This window comes from Stenotrophomonas sp. STEN031 (genome assembly GCF_056759975.1).
In genome coordinates this window covers 1-219 of record NZ_JBRREA010000134.1, presented here as the reverse complement: position 1 = coordinate 219, position 219 = coordinate 1, and the positions used below count along the sequence as shown (strand labels likewise).

The window sequence follows — 219 nt, the reverse complement described above, 5'->3', positions numbered from 1 at the left end:
AGCAGCGTTTTGTACATTGCGGCCCAATTGACGGTAGCGGGGACATCGGCGGCAGCCTGACGCCACAGATCGGCGATCCGGCGCTGCACCATAAGGATCAACTGGTCTGTGGTGGTGAACAGGCAATACCGAAGAAAGCATGCGACCTCCACGGTGCGCGCTGGCTCTTTGATCTTGGCTCCGGCTGAGGGCGGCCTGGAGACAAGTCGGCGCGCGTAG

1 protein-coding gene is annotated in these 219 nt (G+C 61.6%); it reads right to left on the bottom strand.

Translation table 11 applies throughout. The features are described 5' to 3' along the window. On the bottom strand, positions 1 to 219 hold a 219-nt coding region (locus ACVOLQ_RS22460; RefSeq protein WP_481529357.1), incomplete at both ends, for a hypothetical protein.